Origin of the sequence: Kribbella sp. HUAS MG21, from assembly GCF_040254265.1 — a bacterium.
Lineage (GTDB): Bacteria > Actinomycetota > Actinomycetes > Propionibacteriales > Kribbellaceae > Kribbella.
The window spans coordinates 1185059-1199485 of sequence record NZ_CP158165.1 but is presented as its reverse complement, the minus strand read 5'-3'; the positions used below and the strand labels follow the sequence as shown (position 1 = coordinate 1199485).

General features: G+C 70.7%; 12 protein-coding genes. 2 read left to right on the top strand and 10 right to left on the bottom strand.

The genetic code is table 11. The features are described from left to right. The first annotated feature begins 74 nt into the window (after window positions 1-74). Window positions 75-2018, top strand: a complete 1944-nt coding sequence (locus tag ABN611_RS05805) for a M13-type metalloendopeptidase (RefSeq protein ID WP_350278738.1) — start codon at window positions 75-77, stop codon at window positions 2016-2018. An 18-nt stretch (window positions 2019-2036) separates the two neighbouring features. Here the strand turns inward: ABN611_RS05805 and ABN611_RS05800 are convergent, their stop codons facing one another. From ABN611_RS05800 to panD, 3 genes are read right to left on the bottom strand one after another with little or no spacing between them, the layout of a single operon-like run. Further along, entirely contained in the window at window positions 2037-2459 is a 423-nt protein-coding gene (locus tag ABN611_RS05800) for a GNAT family N-acetyltransferase (RefSeq protein ID WP_350278737.1), read from the bottom strand. A 22-nt stretch (window positions 2460-2481) separates the two neighbouring features. Further along, the gene (locus ABN611_RS05795) at window positions 2482-3945 is read right to left on the bottom strand and encodes an aminopeptidase P family protein (RefSeq protein ID WP_350278736.1); all 1464 of its coding nucleotides are present in this window, start codon (window positions 3943-3945) and stop codon (window positions 2482-2484) included. A 21-nt stretch (window positions 3946-3966) separates the two neighbouring features. Further along, entirely contained in the window at window positions 3967-4383 is a 417-nt protein-coding gene (panD, locus tag ABN611_RS05790) for an aspartate 1-decarboxylase (protein ID WP_350278735.1), read from the bottom strand. Between the two features lie 79 nt (window positions 4384-4462). Between panD and ABN611_RS05785 the strand changes: the two genes are divergently transcribed. Beyond that, complete coding sequence (locus ABN611_RS05785) at window positions 4463-4855, top strand: VOC family protein (RefSeq protein ID WP_350278734.1); 393 nt, start codon at window positions 4463-4465, stop codon at window positions 4853-4855. Here ABN611_RS05785 and ABN611_RS05780 read toward each other — a convergent pair. The 7 genes from ABN611_RS05780 to ABN611_RS05750 form a co-directional block, all read right to left on the bottom strand. Further along, window positions 4852-7038 carry an MMPL family transporter gene (locus ABN611_RS05780; RefSeq protein ID WP_350278733.1) on the bottom strand — a complete coding sequence of 729 codons (2187 nt, stop codon included), beginning with the start codon at window positions 7036-7038 and terminating at the stop codon, window positions 4852-4854. The genes ABN611_RS05785 and ABN611_RS05780 overlap by 4 nt on opposite strands. 84 nt (window positions 7039-7122) lie before the next feature. Beyond that, a complete protein-coding gene (locus ABN611_RS05775) occupies window positions 7123-7800 on the bottom strand; it encodes a response regulator transcription factor (protein ID WP_350278732.1) in 678 nt (225 codons plus the stop codon). Further along, window positions 7703-9055: a histidine kinase gene (locus tag ABN611_RS05770; RefSeq protein ID WP_350278731.1), complete on the bottom strand. Its 1353-nt coding sequence runs from the start codon at window positions 9053-9055 to the stop codon at window positions 7703-7705. Before ABN611_RS05770 ends, ABN611_RS05775 begins: the two co-directional genes overlap by 98 nt. A gap of 76 nt (window positions 9056-9131) precedes the next feature. Then, window positions 9132-10553 carry an FGGY family carbohydrate kinase gene (locus tag ABN611_RS05765; protein WP_350278730.1) on the bottom strand — a complete coding sequence of 474 codons (1422 nt, stop codon included), beginning with the start codon at window positions 10551-10553 and terminating at the stop codon, window positions 9132-9134. Continuing rightward, complete coding sequence (locus tag ABN611_RS05760) at window positions 10540-11937, bottom strand: trehalose-6-phosphate synthase (RefSeq protein WP_350281600.1); 1398 nt, start codon at window positions 11935-11937, stop codon at window positions 10540-10542. The genes ABN611_RS05765 and ABN611_RS05760 overlap by 14 nt, the downstream gene beginning before the upstream one ends. Before the next feature lie 8 nt (window positions 11938-11945). Then, on the bottom strand, window positions 11946-12947 hold the full coding sequence (locus ABN611_RS05755) for a Gfo/Idh/MocA family oxidoreductase (protein WP_350278729.1): 1002 nt from the start codon (window positions 12945-12947) through the stop codon (window positions 11946-11948). Continuing rightward, the gene (locus tag ABN611_RS05750; protein WP_350278728.1) at window positions 12938-14341 is read right to left on the bottom strand and encodes an amidase; all 1404 of its coding nucleotides are present in this window, start codon (window positions 14339-14341) and stop codon (window positions 12938-12940) included. The genes ABN611_RS05755 and ABN611_RS05750 overlap by 10 nt, the downstream gene beginning before the upstream one ends. Window positions 14342-14427: the final 86 nt, after the last annotated feature.

Genomic DNA, 14427 nt, shown 5'->3' with positions numbered 1-14427 from the left:
GATAGTTCAAACCGGCGTGCGGCGAAACGGGTATGTTCGCTGGCAGCAACTCCACTCGGGACAAGGGGTCAGGGATGACAGCAGGAATCGACGGGTCGGCGGCCGTGCGGCCGCAGGACGATCTGTACCGGTTCGTGAACGGGGCGTGGCTGGCCGAGCACGAGATCCCCGCGGACAAGGCGATCCACGGCGCGTTCCACGCGCTCTGGGACAGCGCCGAGCAGGACGTCCGGGCGATCGTCGAGAAGGCGGTCGCGGCCGGGCATCCGGAGGGCAGCGAGCCGCGGAAGATCGCCGACCTCTACACCAGCTTCATGGACACCGAGACGACCGAGCGGCTGGGCGCCGAGCCGATCGTCGACCAGCTCGCGCTGGTCGACGGTGTCACCGACCTGGCCGGGCTGGTGTCGGTGCTCGGGCAGCTCGAGCTGCAGGGCGTCGCCGGTGTCTTCCACTACTGGGTCGACGCCGACGCGAAGAAGTCCGACCAGAACATCGTGCACCTGACCCAGGGCGGCCTCAGCCTGCCCGACGAGTCCTACTACCGCGAGGACAGCTTCGCCGCGATCCGGACGGCGTACGTCGCCCACGTCGCGAAGCTGCTCGAGCTGGCCGGGCTGCCGGATCCGGCAGGTTCCGCGGACCGGATCCTGGAGCTGGAGACCCGGCTGGCCGGCGCGCACTGGGACCGGGTCAAGGACCGCGACGTGCAGCTCACCTACAACAAGGTCGACCGGGCCGGGCTCGAGGAGCTCACGCCGGGCTTCGACTGGGCGACCTGGCTGGCCGGCGCTGGCGTGCCGGAGAGTGCGTTCGCCGAGGTCGTGGTGCGCGAGCCGGACTTCCTGACCGCCGCCGCGACCGCGCTGCGCGAGGTCGGCCTCGACCGCTGGAAGGAGTGGCTGAGCTGGCGGGTCGTGCACAACGCCGCACCGCTGCTGAGCCAAGCGTTCGTCGACGAGAACTTCGCCTTCTACGGCAAGACCCTGACCGGGGCGCCGGAGCTGCGCGAGCGCTGGAAGCGCGCGGTCGGCGCGGTCGAGCAGACGCTGGGCGAGGCGCTCGGCAAGCTGTACGTCGCCGAGCACTTCCCGCCGGACGCCAAGGCCCGGATGGTCGAGCTCGTGCAGAACCTGGTGGCCGCCTACCGGCAGCGGATCGAGGCGCTGGACTGGATGGGTCCGGAGACCCGGCAGCGGGCGCTCGACAAGCTCGGCACCTTCGTGCCGAAGATCGGCTACCCGGACGAGTGGAAGGACTACTCGGCGCTCGAGATCGACCCCGCCGACCTGGTCGGCAACATGCGCCGCTCGGTCGCGGTGGAGACCGCGCGGGACCTGGCCAAGCTCGGCAAGCCGGTCGACCGCAACGAGTGGCGGATGACGCCGCAGACCGTGAACGCGTACTACAACCCACGGCTGAACGAGATCGTCTTCCCGGCCGGCATCCTGCGGCCGCCGTTCTTCGACCTGGTCGCCGACGACGCCACCAACTACGGCGCGATCGGTGCGGTGATCGGCCACGAGATCGGCCACGGCTTCGACGACCAGGGCTCGCGCTACGACGCCGACGGCAACCTGAACGACTGGTGGACCGACGCGGACCGCGCCGCCTTCGAGCAGCGCACCGACAAGCTCGTCGCGCAGTACGACGCCCTGGAGCCGGCCGAGACCCCCGGCCAGAAGGTGAACGGCAAGCTTACCCTCGGCGAGAACATCGGCGACCTGGGCGGCTTGTCGATCGCGTACGTCGCCTACCAGCTGTCGCTGACAGGCGACGAGACGGAGGAGGAGCTGCAGGCCGGCGCCGAGCGCTTCTTCGCCGCCTGGGCGCACGCGTGGGCCACGAAGACCCGCCCCGAGGAGGCCGCCCGCCGCCTCACCATCGACCCACACTCCCCACCGGAGTTCCGCTGCAACGCGGTGGTGAAGAACATCGACGAGTTCCACACCACCTTCAAGACCACGGAATCCGACGGCATGTGGCTGTCCCCGGAGGACCGCGTCCGGATCTGGTAGGTCAGCGAGTGGCGGCGCTCAGGCCCGGCGCCGCCACATCGTGCGGTGTGGGATGCCGTCCTCGAGGTATTCGGTGCCCTCGGCAACGTAGCCGAAGCGCTCGTAGAAGCCCTGGGCGTACGTCTGCGCCTCGAGCACGCTGTCCGCGTCGCCGACGACGTCCAGGGCGTCCTTCATGAGCTGTGCCGCGAGTCCCCGCCCGCGGGCCTGCGCGGCCGTCACCACCCGGCCGATCCGGAACTGACCGGGCTCCGTGAGCACCCGCAGGTACGACTGGATCCCGCTCTCGTCCGCGACCCACAGGTGGTGGGTTCCGGGCAGCAGGTCGCGGCCGTCGAGCTCCGGGTAGGCGCATTCCTGCTCGACGACGAACACGTCGACCCGCAGCTTGAGGACGTCGTACAACTGCTGCGCGGTCAGCTCGGTCCCGGTGAGGTGCATCGGCCCTTCCTACCAGACCGGCCTAGGACGCCATCCAGTCCTGGATGCCCTCGACCGTGCGGGGCATCGCCTCGGAGAGGTTCTCGGGGCCCTGGTCGGTGATCAGGATGTCGTCCTCGATCCGGATCCCGATGCCGCGGAGGTCCTCGGGGACCGTGAGGTCGTCGGACTGGAAGTACAGGCCGGGCTCGACGGTGAGGACGTAGCCGGGCTGGACGTTGCCCTTGCGGTAGTTCTCGTCGCGGGCCGACGCGCAGTCGTGGACGTCGAGACCGAGCATGTGGCTGACGCCGTGCAGCGTGTAGCGCTGGTACAGGCGGCTCTCCGGGTCGAGCGCCTCCTCGGCCGACACCGGCAGCAGCTCCATCGCGTCCAGGCCGCGGACGATGACCTCCATCGCCGCCTCGTGCCCGGCGCGGAACGCCGCACCCGGCGTGAGCGCCGCGATCCCGGCGTTCTGCGCGTCCAGGACCAGCTGGTACAGGTCGCGCTGTCGCGGCGTGAACTCGCCGGTCACCGGCAGGGTCCGGGTGATGTCGGCGGTGTACAGCTGCCGGTTCTCCACGCCCATGTCGAGCAGCATCAGCGTGCCGTCGGTCACCGGGCCGTCGTTCTCGATCCAGTGCAGCGTGGTCGCGTGCGGGCCGGCGGCGGCGATCGAGGTGTAGCCGACGTCGTTCCCCTCGGCGCGCGCCCGGCGCCAGAACGTGCCCTCGATCCAGCGTTCGCCGTACTGCCGGACCTTGTCCATCTCGGCGAGCACGTCGGAGAACCCGCGGTGCGTGATCGCGACCGCGTCCCGCAGCTGCTCGAGCTCGTACGCGTCCTTGACGAGGCGGAGCTCCGACAGCGTGGCGGCCAGTTCGCCGTCCTTCAGTTGCTCCGTCCGCGCACCGCTCAGCAGGGAGGCGATCGACTCGTCCTCACCCCGCCGGACCCGGGTCGGTACGTCGGACTTGAGGGCGTCGGCCAGCTGGTCGACGTGCCGCGTCTCGATCCCGAACTCCTTGGCGGTCTCGGTCAGCGACGGACGGCGGCCGGCCCACAGCTCGCCGTACATCCGGTCGCGCCAGAACTCCTCGCCCTCGGAGCGGTCGGCCCGCGGCCGGAAGTACAGCACCGCGTCGTGGCCGGTGGTGCCGTTCGGCTCCAGGACCAGGACCGCGTCGGAGGTCTGGTTGCCGGTCAGCCACACGTAGTCGGTGTGCGGCCGGAAGACGTAGTCGGTGTCGTTCGAGCGGACCTTGTAGGTGCCGGCCGGGATCACCAGCCGCTCGCCCGGGAACGCCTGCGACAGCGCGTCGCGCCGCTTCGCCGCCCACACGCCGGCGTCGCTCAGCGCCAGGTCGTGCCGCTCGGAGTCGGCCCAGCCCGAGTTCATGAACGCCCGCAGCTTCGGGCTCGGCTCGTTGTCGTGCGAAGCCGTCTTGGGGGCGTCGTTCTGGGCAGAATTCTGCGCAGAGTTCTGGGCAGCGTTCTCGGTCATCGGCGACCAGTCCTCGTCTCGCTACGGATGCAGTTGGTCCCCACGCAGCGTTCCGCTGTCCGGAAGCGCCTCCGCGGGGTCGGAGCCGATGCGGGTGATCGCATTGTGCTCGTCCACGAAGACTACGCTCGGCTCGAAGACCTTCGCCTCGGCGGTGTCGAACATCCCGTACGCGATCAGGATCACCAGGTCGCCGGGGTGGATCAGGTGCGCCGCGGCGCCGTTGATCCCGACCACCCCGGACCCGCGCGGACCCTCGATCAGGTACGTCGACAGCCGCGCCCCGTTGGTGACGTCGACGATGTCCACCTTCTCACCGGGCAGCAGGTCGGCCGCGTCCATCAGCTCGGCGTCCAGCGTGCACGATCCGACATAGTCCAGATCGGCCTGCGTCACCGTCGCCCGGTGCACCTTCGACTTCATCAACTCGCGCCACATGGCGGCCATGATCCGGCCCGTCCGGCCTGTTGTCAGTGGCCGCCATCACCCAACCGGTTCAGCTGGGTACCGGAGGCGAATGAACGGAGTTGCGGGGCTCGATCACGTGATCATCGGTGTGTCGGACTGGGATGTCGCCACCGCGTTCTACCGGGACGTGCTGGGTGCGGAGGTGGTGGACGCCGGCGCCGGCCGGGTCGCCTACCGCTTCGGCGACATCCAGCTCAACGTCCACGGCCCGGGCGTCGACCTCTCGGACAACGTCGCCCGGCTACCGGTGCGCCCGGGCAACAGCGACCTCTGCTTCCGCTGGGCCGGCACGGTCGCGGAGGCGGCGGAGCATCTGCGCCGGCACGGCATCACGCCGGAGACGGGTCCGGTGGAGCGCTCCGGCGGCCGGGGCCGCGGAACCAGCATCTACTTCCGCGACCCCGACGGCAGCCTCCTCGAGTTCATCACCTATGACAGTTAGCGTCCGGCCGGCTCGGGCTCCTTGCGCTCGGGGTCGGGCGTGAGGTGGCTGCGGAGCGTCTCGCCCTCGACGTCGACGTTCGGGAGGAGGCGGTCGAGCCAGCGGGGGAGGTACCAGGCGCGGCGGCCGAGGAGTGCCATGACCGCCGGGACGACGGTCATCCGGACCACGAACGCGTCCAGCAGGACCGCCAGCGCCAGGCCGAAGCCCATCTCGCGGATCAGCGTCTCCCCGGACAGGATGAACCCGGAGAACACCGCGGTCATGATCACCGCCGCCGCGGTGACCACACGGGCGCCGTGCGAGAACCCGTCGACGACGGCCGTCCGCGGTGCGGCGCCGTGCACGTGTTCCTCGCGCATCCGCGTCACCAGGAAGATCTGGTAGTCCATCGCGAGCCCGAACACCACGCCGATCAGGAAGATCGGCAGCATGCTGATCACGGGCCCGGTCTGCCCCTCGATCCCGAACAGCCCGGCCAGCCAGCCCCACTGGAAGACCGCGACCAGCGCGCCGAACGTCGCCACCACCGTGAGCAGGAAGCCCAGCGTCGCCTTCAACGGCACCAGGATCGAGCGGAACACCAGCATCAGCAGCAGGAACGCCAACCCGATGATCAGCGACAGGTAGGGCAGCAGCGCCCCGCCGAGCTTGTTCGAGATGTCGATGCTGACCGCGGTGGCTCCGGTGACCGCCACCTCGGCGCGGTCGCGGTCCGGCATCGAGCGGATCGCGGCGACCAGGTCCTTCGTCTCCTGCGTACTCGGGCCGCTCGCCGGGATCACGCTCAGCAACGCCGTGTTCCCGGCCGGGTTGAAGACCGGCGGCGACACCCGGACGACGTCCGGCAGCGCGCGTACGGCGGCCGCGGTCGATGTGGCGGCCGCGCGCGGATCTGCGGAGGCGCCGGCGTCCACGACCACCATCAGCGGGCCGTTGAACCCGGGGCCGAAGCCCTCGGAGAGCATTTCGTACGCCTTGCGCTGGCTGGAGTCGGGTGCCGCGGTGCTGTCGTCGGGGAGCCCGAGCTTGAGATCGGTCGCCGGGACGGCCAGCGCGCCGAGACCGATCACGGTCACCAGCAGGACCGCCACCGGTCGCCGGGTGACGAAGCGCGCCCAGCGCCGTCCGGCGGTCATCCGGCCGGCCGCTTCCGGGTCGCCGGCGCGCAGACCGGGAATCCGGCCGCCGAGCACCCGCCGCCCGGCGAACCCGAGCAGCGCGGGCAGCAGCGTGAGCGCGATCGCGACCGCGATGACCACGGTGAACGCGGCGGCCAGGCCCATCTGGGTGAGGAACGGGATGTCGACCACGAACAGCCCGGCCAGCGCGATCACCACGGTCAGCCCGGCGAAGACCACGGCCGATCCCGCGGTGCCGACCGCGCGGCCGGCGGCTTCCTCCGGCTCCAGCCCGGTGCCGAGCTCGTGCCGGTAGCGCGACATGATGAACAGCGCGTAGTCGATCGACACCGCGAGCCCGATCATCAGCGCGAGGATCGGCGTACCGGACCCGATGTCGACGACCCCGCTGGCCGTCGAGATCGCGGTCACCCCGATGCCGACCCCGACGATTGCCGACAGCAACGGCAGGCCGGCGGCGATCAGCGAGCCGAACGTGATCAGCAGGACGACCGCCGCGACGCCGAGCCCGATCACCTCGGTCAGCTGCTGCTCACCGCCCTCCTGCATCGCGTCGCCGCCGTACTCGACCGTGAGACCGGCCGCGCGGGCCGGTTCGACCGCGGCCGCGATCGCCTCCCGGGCCTCCGGGGTGACCTCGTCCGGGGTGACCTCGTAGGTAACCTGCGCGTAGCCGGTGCGGCCGTCCTCCGAGATCGCCTTCGCGGTGAACGGGTCGAGGACGCGCGCGACCTGTGGCGCGGCGCCGATCCGCTCCAGGGTCTGCTGGACCTGCGGCGAGTTGGTGAGCTTCTGGCCGGCCGGTGCCTGGAAGACGATGCGGGCGGTCGCGGAGTCCGCGCCGGCCTGCGGGAACCGGTCGTTGAGCAGGTCCGCGGCCCGCTGCGACTCGGTGCCGGGGATCGAGAAGCCGTTGGCGGTCGGGCCCGAGAGCGTGGTGGCGCCGGCCACGCCCGCGGCGAGCAGACCGAGCCAGATCAGTACGACGAGCCGTCGCCGGCGGAAGGCGAATCGGCCGAGCCGGTAGAGATACGTAGCCATGCGGCCGATGCTTCCGGCGCGCGGCCGTCGTTCGCGTCTGCCTGCGGTGGGCTTCTCGCCGTACCGCGTTCGCCGTACCGGGTACTACGGCTGCGGTACGCCGGGACGCACCAGGCCGGTCTGGTACGCCAGCACCACGAGCTGCGCGCGGTCGCGGCAGTCGAGTTTCACCATCGCGCGGTTCACGTGGGTCTTCGCGGTGGAGGGGGACAGTACGAGACGTTCGGCGATCTCGTCGTTGGACAGGCCGAGGGCTACCAGGCCGACGATCTCGCGTTCGCGGTCGGTGAGGACGTCGAGGACCGTCGGGCCGACCGGGTGGCCCGGCATGGGTTCGGCGAGGAAGCGGTTGATCAGGCCGCGGACGGCCCGCGGAGACAGCAGGGCGTCGCCGCGGGCGACCACCCGGATCGCGTCGATCAGCTCGGCCGGTTCGACGCTCTTGCCGAGGAAGCCGCTGGCGCCGGCGCGGATCGCGTCGAACACGTACTCGTCCACCTCGAACGTGGTCAGGATCAGCACCTTCACGCCCGCGAGCGCCTCGTCGGCGGTGATCGCGCGGGTCGCCGCGAGCCCGTCGACCTCGGGCATCCGGATGTCCATCAGCACCACGTCGGCCCGCTCGGATCGCGCCAACTCCACGGCCTCGCGTCCGTTCGAGGCCTCAGCAACGACCTCCAGATCGGGTGCTGAGCTCACCAGCACCCGGAACCCGCTCCGGATCAGCGTCTGGTCGTCCGCCAGCAACACCCTGATCGTCACCCGCAACTCCCGTCTCCAGAGGAAGAACCGCACGTACTGCGAAGCCGCCGTCACACGGCCCTGCGTCCAGGGCGCCGCCGACGGCGGCAACCCGCTCCCGCATCCCGATCAGGCCATGACCGGCACCCAGGTGGTTGGTGGCGGGCAGAGCCGCGCCGAACGTGCCTCCCCGGGTCTCCGGTCCGCCGGAGGCGCCGGCGGCTCCCGCCGGGTGCGGCGGCGGGGTCCCGCCCAGGGGAGGGCCGGTGTTGGTGACGGTGACTGTCAGGGCGGTCGGCTCGTGGGTTATGTCGACTTGGGCGGTGGAGCCGGGGGCGTGTTTGAGGACGTTGGTCAGGGACTCCTGGACGATGCGGTACGCCGTGAGTTCGATGACGTCCGGGAGGGGGCCCAGGGACGTGGGTGGTGTCCAGTCGACCTTTACGCCGGCTGCGGTGAAGGACTGGATTAGTGCGTCCAGCTCGTGCAGGGACGGTGTTGGTGCGGTGGGCAGGGGCGAGCCCGAGCGGCGCAGTACGCCGAGCAGGACGGTGAGCTCCTGGAGCACCGTGCGGCCGCCGGAGCGGACCAGGGTCAGGGCGCGTTCGGCCTCGTCGGGCTGCGTGCGGAGGACGTGTGCCGCGACCCCGGACTGCACGTTCATCAGCGCGATGTGGTGCGCGATCACGTCGTGCAACTCGTGCGCGATCCGCAGCCGCTCCTCCATCACCCGCCGCTGTGCCTCCTCGTCCCGCGACTGCTCGGCCCGCACGGCACGCTCCTCCAGCTCCCGCAGGTACGCGTTCCGGTTCCGGACCGCCTCGCCGATCGCGCCCGAGAACAGCACGAAGAAGATCAGGCCGAGATTGTCGAGAACGTCCCCGCCGACGAACAGGACCTCGGTCAGCAGCGCGATCAGCGCGGTGCCGATCACGGCGACGGAGCGGGTCACCCGGTCCTTCGTCATCACGACGGTGTAGACCGCGACGCCCATGAAGGCGATGATCGGGCTCTTCGCCTGCTCGGCGATCACGAAGACGGTGGCGATCGCGGTGGTGATCACCAGCACCGTGATCGGCGCGATCCGCCGGAACGTCAGCGCGGCTGCGCCAGCGACGGCCAGCAGCACGACCGTCGCGTTCAGCTCGAGTCGCTCACCGATGTGCCGCCCGCCCGGCACCAGCAGGTTGATCAGCAGGATCGTGAGGGCAAGGGCAAGGTCCAGCGCCAGCGGGTGCCGCCTGAAGACACGGCAGAACCTGATGAGCCGTTCCATTCCTTCACAGTACGTGTCCGGCCGTCGGACCGCGTCGTCCTGAAGCCGTATCACCGCCGTACTGCGGATGCAGTACTCAGACAGATGACGCCTGGACGGCCAGCTCGCGCAGCGCCTCGTAGCGCCGGCGGAGGTCCGCGACCCGGGCCACCTCGTCCGCGACCGGCGTCAGGTGCGCCCCACCCGGCTCCGGCGACAGGCCGAGCGCGATCGCCGCCGCGCCGCGGGCGCCGACCTCGGGCTCCGCGCAGACCGTGGTCGGCCGCGCGAACGTCGCGGTCAGGCATCGCCGCCACCACTCCGACGCGTCGATCCCGCCGCCGCCCAGCACCACCTCGAGCTGCCGGTCGAAGAGCGAGTCCAGGAGCCGCAGGCCCCGGTCGATCTCCAGCGACGCGCCCTGCAGCGCCGCCGCGAGCAGGTCGGCCGGGTCGTCGTCGAACGACAGACCGAAGTACACGCCGGACCCGCTCGGCACCACCGCCGGCGGCCGCGTGCCGGCCATGAACGGGATCGCGACCGCCTTCGACGCCCCGATCTCGACACCGGTGGGCTCGTCGGACTCGAGCCGCAGTACGCCGGTCAGCCAGGCGTGCAGGTTCCCGGCGGCCGAGAACGCCATCCCGGTCACCGCGCGCTTGTCGTCGACGCGGTACCGCCACAGCTCCCAGGGCAGCTCGGGCGCGTCCTCGATCGGGTGCACGACCCGGACCGCGGCCGACGTACCGACGGTCACCGCCGCGGTCCCGGCCTCGAAACCGCCGGTCCCGACGTTCGACGCAGCGCCGTCGCCGGTCGGCGGGTGCACGGGTACGCCGACCAGACCCGGCCAGCGGCGTGCGTACTCCGCGGACAGCGTGCCCGTCCACCCGGTCGGCACGATCGGCGGCAACCGGTCGGCGGTCACGCCCGCGATCTCCAGCGCCTCGTCGTCGTACGAACCGGTCGCCAGGTCGAGCGTGCCGGTCCCGGATGCGACCGACACCGACGTGACGCGCTCGCCGGTCAGCCGCTCCAGCACCAGGTCGGGCAGGCCCGCGAACTGTTCACCCGACGAGGTGGACAGCAGCCACGGAATCCGGCGGGTCCAGTACAGCCGGTGCAGCCAGGCGCCGGTCCGGGCGTGGAACGCGTGCTCGTCGAACGCCGCCCCGAGGTCGAGGTCGACCGAGCGCGTGTCCGCCCAGGTGATCACCGGCGTCCGCGCGCCGCCCGTGTTGTCGAGAGCAACGATCGAGTGCCACTGCGACGACAGCACGATCGCGCCGATGCCGTCCAGGTGGCCGTTCTGCTGGAGCTCGTCCAGGCAGCCGAGCAGGCCCTCGACGTACTCGTGCAGGTCGAGCGTCGCCGAGCCGTCGTTCCCGTACGCCGGGGAGATCTTGTGCCGCGCCAGCGCGCCTTCCACCGGGGAGGCGTCGGCCGCGGACAGCACCAGGGCGCGGGCCGAAGACGTGCCCAGGTCGAGCGCGAGGACGCGCTCGTCACTCCTCGTCATGCAGCGCCTTGAGGAAGGTCTGGGCCCAGAGGTTCACGTCGTGCGCCGCGAGATGCTTGCGCATCGCCTTCATCCGGCGGCCGAGCTGCCGGTCATCGGTGTTCATCGCGTCGACGATCGTGTCCTTCATCCCGTTGATGTCGTGCGGGTTGACCAGGAACGCCTGCCGGAACTCGTCCGCCGCCCCGGCGAACTCGCTCAGCACCAGCGCCCCGGTGTCGTCGTACCGCGTCGACACGTACTCCTTGGCCACCAGATTCATACCATCGCGCAGCGGTGTCACGACCGCGACGTCCGCGGCCCGGAACAGCGCCGCCATCTCGGTCCGGGAGTACGACGTGTGCAGGTAGTTGATCGCCGGCGTACCGATCCGGCCGTGCTCGCCGTTGATCCGGCCGACCAGCAGCTCGATCTCGTCGCGCAGTACCCGGTACTGCTCGACGCGCTCCCGCGACGGGGTCGCGACCTGGATGAACACCGCGTCGTCGACCGAGATCCGCTTCTCGTCCAGCAGCTCCCCGAACGCCCGCAGCCGCTGCCGGATGCCTTTGGTGTAGTCGAGCCGGTCGACGCCGAGCAGCACGTGCGTCGGGTTGCCGACCTCCTCACGCATCTCGGCGGCGCGGGCGGTCGTCTCCGGCTGCCGGGCGAGGTGCTCCAGTTCGTTGACGTCGATCGAGATCGGGAACGCCTTGGCGCGCACGATCCGGTCGTCGGGCAGGTGGATGCGGTCGCCGCGGGTCCGCAGGCCCATCCGGTTGCGGGCCAGCCGGGCGAAGTTCGACGCCGCGCCGGGGCGCTGGAAACCGACCAGGTCCGCGCCCATCAGGCCGTCCAGGATCTGCCGCCGCCACGGCATCTGCGCGAACAGCTCGGTCGGCGGGAACGGGATGTGCAGGAAGAAGCCGATCCGGACGTCGGGCCGCAGCCGGCGGAGCATCGCCGGGACCAGCTGCAGCTGGTAGTCGTGCACCCAGACGTCGGCGCCGTCGTCGGCGGCGTCCGCGGCGGCCTCCGCGAACCGCCGGTTCACAGCGACGTACGACTCCCACCACTCGCGATGGAACTCCGGCGCCACGATCACGTCGTGGTACAGCGGCCAGAGCGTCGCGTTCGAGAAACCCTCGTAGTACAGCTGGACGTCCTCGGCGGACAGCATCACCGGGACCAGGTGCATGCCGTTGTCGTCGAACGGGTCCAGCTTCTCGTCGGGGCTGCCGGTCCAGCCGATCCACGCGCCGTGATGGCCCTGCATCACCGGCGCCAGGGCCGTGACCAGGCCGCCCGGACTTCGGCGCCACGCCGTACTGCCGTCGGGCATCTCGATCCGGTCGACCGGCAGCCGGTTGGCCACCACTACGAAGGAACTCCTACCGTTCGGCATCTTCAGCGTCATCCACTCAGGTCGTCGTCGTCACCGGGGTAGTGCACCCCGATCTGGCTCCGGGTCTCGTCGAGCAGTTCGAGAATCTCGAGCGTGCCGGCGTGGGGGAGAGCCGGAACCTCGATCAGTCCCTGGCGCAGTGCACGCATCACCTCTGCCGCCTCATAGTGGTACCCACGGCCATGCGTCGGTACGTCGACCCGCTCCGCACCGGAGGCTGTCGTGCGCAGGTAGTAGTCGGGGTGGTGGAAGCGGTGCGGTACCTGCAGGTTCCCGTCCGGTCCGCTGATCGACGCGACCCACGGGTTCTGCGAGCGCAGGCCGCAGGTCAGCGCGGCGACCGCGCCGGAGTCGTACCGCCAGGCCATCGCGACGTTCAGGTCGACGCCGTCGTCGTTGAGCGCACCGACTGCCTTCACCTCCGCCGGGCGGCCGAGCGCCATGTGGGCGAACGTCATCGGGTAGATCCCGCCGTCCATCAGCGAGCCTCCCCCGAGCGCCGGGTCGAGCAGGCGAACCGGCAGTGAAGGTTTGTGGAACGCGAAGTCCGCGACGACCTGCTGAGGCTCGCCGATCACGCCGCGGCGCAGGTCCTCGAACAGCGCCTGGATCACCGGGTTGGTGCGCATCCACATAGCCTCGGCGAACAGCGTCCGGTGCTCGGCGGCCACCGCGATCAGGTCCCGGGCCTGTTTCGCGGTCAGCGTGACCGGCTTCTCGCACAGGACGGCGACGCCGGCCTGCAGCGCCGTACGAGCGATCGCGTAGTGCTGCGGGTGCGGGGTGCCGATGTAGATCACGTCGACCTCGCCGGAGTCGATCAGCCGGCGGTAGTCGTCGTACGCGTGCGGGATGCCGAACGACGCCGCGAACCGGTCGGCGCTCTCCTGGGAGCGGGACGCGACCGCGGTGACGACCGCGTCGTCGGCGAGCAGCCCGAGATCGTGCGTGAACTGGGTGGAAATGTTGCCAGTCGCAACGATTCCCCACCTGACGCGCGCTATACCCACTGTGTGAACTCCGGGGTCGGGAACGGTCCGTCCGCTGCGATTCTCGCGGTTTCGAAGGCGTGAGCCAAGCGAATGAGCGTGACCTCACTCCGCGCCGTGCCGCTGATCGTGAGTCCGACCGGCAGACCGGAGACGGTGCCGGACGGCACGGAGATCAACGGATAACCGGCCAGGGCGGCGTGCGAGGACGAGCTGCCGAGCACGTGGTCGCCGTTCACCAGGTCGATCGCCCAGGCAGGCGAGTACGACGGGCAGACCAGGGCGTCGAGCTGGTTGTCGCGCAGCAGGTTGTCGATGCCGTCGCGGCCGGCGCGGAGCGCGGTGAGGCGTGCGGCGACGTACATGGGGGAGTCGAGGCCCTCGGTGGCTGCTGCGCGTTCGAACAGCTCCTGGCCGAACCACTGCAGCTCCTGGTCCGCATGTTTCTTGTTGAAGGCAATGAGGTCGTCGAGCGTCCGTGGACCACCAGGTGCGCGAGTAGCGAGGTATGCGGCCAGGTCGACCTTCAGCTCGTGTGAGAGCACCTGCAGCTGGTCCTCGTCACCACCTGGTGTCGGCAGCGAGAGGTGGTCGACCAACGTGGCCCCGCACCGGCTGAGCAGCTCCAGCGCTCGCTCGGTGACCTCGTCGAGTCCCTTGGAATAGCCCCACAGCGGACCCCGCGGTACGCCGATCCGTACGTTGCTGAGGTCGGTGCCGAGGCAGTACTCGGTGTAGTCCGTCTGGTTGTCGGCGAGCACCGAGAGCAGTGCCGCGGCCTGCTTGACGGTCCTGGTCATCGGGCCGGCGGTGTCCTGCGAGTGGGAGATCGGCACGATGCCCTGCTGCGGGACCAGCCCGACGGTGGGCTTCAGGCCGACCACGCCGTTCAGCGCGGCCGGGCAGACGATCGAGCCGTTGGTCTCGGTGCCGATCGCGTACTCCGCCAGTCCGGCGGCGACGGCGGCGCCGGAACCGGACGAGGAGCCGCCGGGCGAGCGGTTCAGGGCGTAGGGGTTGCGCGTGAGGCCGCCGTACGCGCTCCAGCCGGAGGAGGACGCGGAGCCGCGGAAGTTCGCCCACTCGCTGAGGTTCGTCTTGCCCAGGATCACGCAGCCGGCCGCGCGCAACCGCCGTACGACCGCGGCGTCCTGCGGCGGCGGTGGCTGGTCGGCCAGCGCCAGCGAACCGGCCGTGGTCGGCAGGTCGGCGGTGTCGATGTTGTCCTTGACCAGCACCGGTACGCCGTGCAGCGGGCCACGGACCCGCCCGTCGTCACGCTCGGCGTCGAGGCGGGCGGCTTCGGTGCGGGCGGCGGGGTTGGGCGTGCAGACGGCGTTGACGAGCGGGTCCACCTCACGAATCCGCCCCTGCAGCTCCTCCACCAGCGCGGCGCTGGGCAGAGTTGAGGTCACTTGAACGATCCTGCCAGAGTTGGCGTGGGCGGGCGTGGCGACCGCGCGCCTCCCGCGACCGGATCCGGCTGTCTCGTCAGCGACAC

Bases quoted from the DNA above. Each gene is read 5' to 3' on its own strand.
- ABN611_RS05760 (WP_350281600.1), bottom strand. From the start codon at position 11,937: ATGCCGAACGGTAGGAGTTCCTTCGTAGTGGTGGCCAACCGGCTGCCG.
- ABN611_RS05765 (WP_350278730.1), bottom strand. From the start codon at position 10,553: ATGACGAGGAGTGACGAGCGCGTCCTCGCGCTCGACCTGGGCACGTCT.
- ABN611_RS05780 (WP_350278733.1), bottom strand. From the start codon at position 7,038: ATGGCTACGTATCTCTACCGGCTCGGCCGATTCGCCTTCCGCCGGCGA.
- ABN611_RS05795 (WP_350278736.1), bottom strand. From the start codon at position 3,945: ATGACCGAGAACGCTGCCCAGAACTCTGCGCAGAATTCTGCCCAGAAC.
- ABN611_RS05805 (WP_350278738.1), top strand. From the start codon at position 75: ATGACAGCAGGAATCGACGGGTCGGCGGCCGTGCGGCCGCAGGACGAT.
- ABN611_RS05800 (WP_350278737.1), bottom strand. From the start codon at position 2,459: ATGCACCTCACCGGGACCGAGCTGACCGCGCAGCAGTTGTACGACGTC.
- ABN611_RS05785 (WP_350278734.1), top strand. From the start codon at position 4,463: ATGAACGGAGTTGCGGGGCTCGATCACGTGATCATCGGTGTGTCGGAC.
- ABN611_RS05770 (WP_350278731.1), bottom strand. From the start codon at position 9,055: ATGGAACGGCTCATCAGGTTCTGCCGTGTCTTCAGGCGGCACCCGCTG.
- panD (WP_350278735.1), bottom strand. From the start codon at position 4,383: ATGTGGCGCGAGTTGATGAAGTCGAAGGTGCACCGGGCGACGGTGACG.